This is a genomic window from Aeromicrobium sp. (assembly GCF_049586495.1).
Taxonomy (GTDB): Bacteria; Actinomycetota; Actinomycetes; order Propionibacteriales; family Nocardioidaceae; genus Aeromicrobium.
In genome coordinates this window covers 1-3,658 of the sequence record NZ_JBAVCB010000238.1, presented here as the reverse complement: position 1 = coordinate 3,658, position 3,658 = coordinate 1, and the positions used below count along the sequence as shown (strand labels likewise).

The 3,658-nt window shown below is 67.4% G+C and carries 5 protein-coding genes; all 5 read left to right on the top strand.

The features are described 5' to 3' along the window. The first annotated feature begins 142 nt into the window (after window positions 1–142). Entirely contained in the window at window positions 143–1,291 is a 1,149-nt protein-coding gene (locus tag WB508_RS12245) for a DUF222 domain-containing protein (protein WP_423845159.1), read from the top strand. Between the two features lie 58 nt (window positions 1,292–1,349). Beyond that, the gene (locus WB508_RS12240; protein WP_423845158.1) at window positions 1,350–1,742 is read left to right on the top strand and encodes a TOBE domain-containing protein; all 393 of its coding nucleotides are present in this window, start codon (window positions 1,350–1,352) and stop codon (window positions 1,740–1,742) included. Continuing rightward, the gene (gene modA, locus WB508_RS12235; RefSeq protein ID WP_423845160.1) at window positions 1,742–2,491 is read left to right on the top strand and encodes a molybdate ABC transporter substrate-binding protein; all 750 of its coding nucleotides are present in this window, start codon (window positions 1,742–1,744) and stop codon (window positions 2,489–2,491) included. Before WB508_RS12240 ends, modA begins: the two co-directional genes overlap by 1 nt. Continuing rightward, a complete protein-coding gene (locus WB508_RS12230; RefSeq protein WP_423845157.1) occupies window positions 2,488–3,261 on the top strand; it encodes an ABC transporter permease in 774 nt (257 codons plus the stop codon). The genes modA and WB508_RS12230 overlap by 4 nt, the downstream gene beginning before the upstream one ends. Then, on the top strand, window positions 3,258–3,658 hold a 401-nt coding region (locus WB508_RS12225), incomplete at its 3' end, for an ATP-binding cassette domain-containing protein (RefSeq protein WP_423845156.1). The genes WB508_RS12230 and WB508_RS12225, both read left to right, overlap by 4 nt.

Sequence of the window (3,658 nt, the reverse complement as noted above, 5' to 3'; positions counted from 1 at the left end):
GTCCCGGCCCGTACGAGCACCCCGCGCTGGCCTCCGACATGGAACGCGCACGCCGCGAACGGGTCGGCCTGCCGGCCGAAAAAGATTGACATAGCAGGTCACAACTCTTGTGTGTCGAACACCTGTTCGATATGCTTGATGCATGATCTCGCGGACCTACCTCGCCGATGCGGCGACCGTGTGCGCTCGCGCTGAGTTCGCCAAGTGGAATGCCGTGCTGGCCCACCGCGAGGACGCCGTGGCGGCTCTGGATCGCGACGCCGATCGCTCACTGATGTTCCGGCGCATGGCGGTCAACGCGATCGCACTCGAGATCGCGCAGACGCTGCACGTCAGCGAACAGCAGGTGTGGCGCATGGTCGAACAGGGCGGCCGGTTGCGCGATCTTTTGCCGTCGGTCTGGTCCGCGTTCGCCGAAGGCATCATCGACGCCCAGAAGGCCTCCGTGCTCGCGGTCGCGGTCGACCGCACGAAGCTCAGCGAGTCTCGCCGATCGCTCGACGACGTGGTCGTCGCGTACGCGGCCACGCACACCCCGGCCGAGCTGCGTCGCTGGGTCGACCGCCTCATCGACCGACTCGAGCCCACCGACATCGACGAAGCCGAGGCAGAGCGAGCCCGACGCCACGTGCGATTCGATGCGACCCACCACGGGATGAGCTGGGTGAGCGGGTCCATCTCAACCATCGCCGCCAAGGCCATCTTCCACCGCCTCGCCGCGGCGGCCAAGGACCTGCCCGACGACGGACGCACCCAGGAGCAGAAGCAGGCCGACCTGTTCTGCTCGTGGCTCACCAACGCCACCGGCACCGAGTGCGACATCCGCGCCGAGGTTGCCGTGGTCGTGGAGGCGACCGCCCTGGCCGGCGTCACCGACACCCCCGCCCTCGTCGACGGCGACTCCCCCATCCCACCCGCTTGGATCTTCGGCCTCGATGCTTCTGGTTCCACCCTGTGGACGCGGCTGCTCACCGATCCGGCCGGTCACGTCCTCGACGTCACCCATCTGGGCTACCAGCCCCCGCAGCTGCTCCGGCGCGCAGCACAATGGCGCGACATGGTCTGCCGGGTGAATGGCTGCCAGCGTCGAGCCCTCGACTGCGATCTCGACCACGAGGTTCCGTTCGAGGAGAACGGGCCCACCTCCGGACGCAACCTGCGATCGCTGTGTCGAAGACACCACGGCATCAAGGGTCACGGCCTGATGCCAGCAGACGCCTACGCTCCGCCCGAAGTCCATCTCGTGCGGCTGCCGTCTCCTTCACTCATGATCGACTACATCGCTGCTTGACGCACATGCATCGCTGATCACTCTGCACGGCTGCCTATGAGCCGATAGTCTGTCTTTTGTGACTCAGTTGCGGATTGCCGAAGCAGCCGGCTTCTTGGGTGTCAGCGGCGACACCCTCCGCCGTTGGGTCGGTGCAGGCGCCCTGACGTCGGGCATCGACTCTGCCGGACGCATGGTCATCGACGGTCGAGAGCTGGCTCAGTTCGCCAAGGCGCAGGCCGGTGGCTCTGAGCAGCCGGAAGCATCGTCCTCGGCGCGCAACCGGTTCGTCGGCCTGGTCACCTCAGTCACGGCCGACACGGTGATGGCGCAGGTCGAGATGCAGTGTGGGCCGTTCCGGGTGGTGTCGCTCATGAGCAGCGAAGCCGTGCGTGAACTCGGTCTGGAACCTGGTTCGATCGCCACGGCGGTCATCAAGTCCACCAACGTCATCATCGAGTCGCGCCCGTGATGGTCGTCAGCAAGATGTTCGCCACCGCCGGTGCAGGGCTGCTGGTCGCTGCTCTGGCCGCGTGCGGAATGGCGCCCAAGACGCTGACGGTCTACGCGGCTGCGTCGTTGCAGGATTCCTTCACCGAGATCGGCAGCGAGTTCGAGGCCGCGAACCCGGGCGTCACCGTCGCGTTCAACTTCGACGGATCAGCCAATCTGGTCGCGCAGCTGCAACAAGGAGCGCCAGCAGACGTGTTCGCTGCTGCTGACGTCAAGAACATGACCAAGGCGACCACCGACGATCTCATCGAGGGGAAACCCGTCGCGTTCGCGACCAACGTGCTGCAGATCGTCACTCCCCCGGACAACCCCGCGGCGATCACGTCGATCGACGATCTCGACGACCCCGCCGTCAAGGTCGTGCTGTGCGCGCCACAGGTACCGTGCGGCAGCGCAGCTCTCGCCGTCGAGAAGACCGCAGGCATCGACATCACGCCCGTGAGCGAGGAGCAGTCGGTCACCGACGTGCTCAACAAGGTCAGGACCGGCGAGGCCGACGCTGGCCTGGTCTATGTCACTGACGTCCGCGCAGCCGGCGACGCGGTCACGGGCATTGGTCTCCCAGAAGGCGCTCAGACGGTGAACACCTACCCGATCGCGGCGCTGTCTGGCTCGACCAGGCCAGACCTCGCCGCGGCCTTCGTCGCCTTCGTCAGCGGCACCAGCGGACAGTCCGTTCTGCGAGCACGCGGGTTCGGCCCTCCATGAGCCTGCCTCGCTGGATCTACGTCCCGGCGGCGCTGGGTGCAGCCTTCATCCTGCTTCCGCTGGTGGCCATCGCCAGCCAGGTCAACTGGGCTGATTTCCTGACGCTGATCACCTCGGACTCCTCGCGGGCGGCGCTGCTGCTCAGTCTGCGGACGTCGGCTGCTTCGACCGTGCTGTGCGTGCTCCTCGGTGTGCCGATGGCCGTGGTGCTGGCCCGTAGCTCGTTCCGCGGCCAGAACGTGCTGCGATCACTGGTGCTGCTGCCGCTCGTGCTGCCGCCCGTCGTCGGCGGCATCGCGCTGCTCTACACCTTCGGCCGGCGGGGTCTGCTCGGCGAGACCCTGGACGTGCTCGGCCTGGAGATCGCGTTCTCGACCACAGCGGTCGTGATCGCCCAGACGTTCGTGGCCTTGCCCTTCCTCGTCGTGAGCGTCGAAGGGTCGTTGCGCACGGCCGGGCAGCGGTACGACGTCGTGGCCGCGACCCTGGGCGCCAAGCCCACCACGGTGCTGCGCCGGGTGACGCTCCCCCTCGTGCTCCCGGGTCTGCTTTCCGGCGCGATCTTGTCGTTCGCCCGTGCGCTGGGCGAGTTCGGGGCCACCATCACCTTTGCCGGCAGCCTCCAAGGGACCACCCGCACCCTCCCGCTGGAGATCTACCTGCAGCGCGAGACCGATCCCGACGCCGCCGTGGCCCTGTCACTGGTGCTCGTGGCCGTGGCCGTGCTGGTGATCGGACTGGTTCGTCGACCAGGACGGGTGTCTGCATGAGCCTGCAGGCCACAGCCCGATTCGACACCCGCGATGTCGACGTGACCCTTGACGTCGCCGATGGCGAGACGGTCGCCATCATCGGTCCGAACGGTGCTGGAAAATCCACCCTGCTGGCCGCGATCGCTGGCATCGCGCGCCCCGATGCCGGGCAAGCTGTCCTCGGTGGAGCCAGCTTGTACGACGACCAGCACTGGCAGCCGGCGTACCGACGCGGCACGGCGCTGCTCGCTCAAGAACCGTTGCTGTTTCCCCATCTGAGCGTGCTCGACAACGTTGCCTTCGGACCGCGCAGCACCGGCGCGTCACGCCGTCAGTCTCGAGACGTCGCCCGTCGCTGGCTGGCCGAGGTCGAGGCGACCGATCTGGCCGACCGCCGCCCCGCACAGCTGTCCGG

Coding starts and splice junctions, on each gene's coding strand:
- WB508_RS12245 (WP_423845159.1), top strand. CDS start 143: ATGATCTCGCGGACCTACCTCGCCGATGCGGCGACCGTGTGCGCTCGC.
- modA (WP_423845160.1), top strand. CDS start 1,742: ATGGTCGTCAGCAAGATGTTCGCCACCGCCGGTGCAGGGCTGCTGGTC.
- WB508_RS12230 (WP_423845157.1), top strand. CDS start 2,488: ATGAGCCTGCCTCGCTGGATCTACGTCCCGGCGGCGCTGGGTGCAGCC.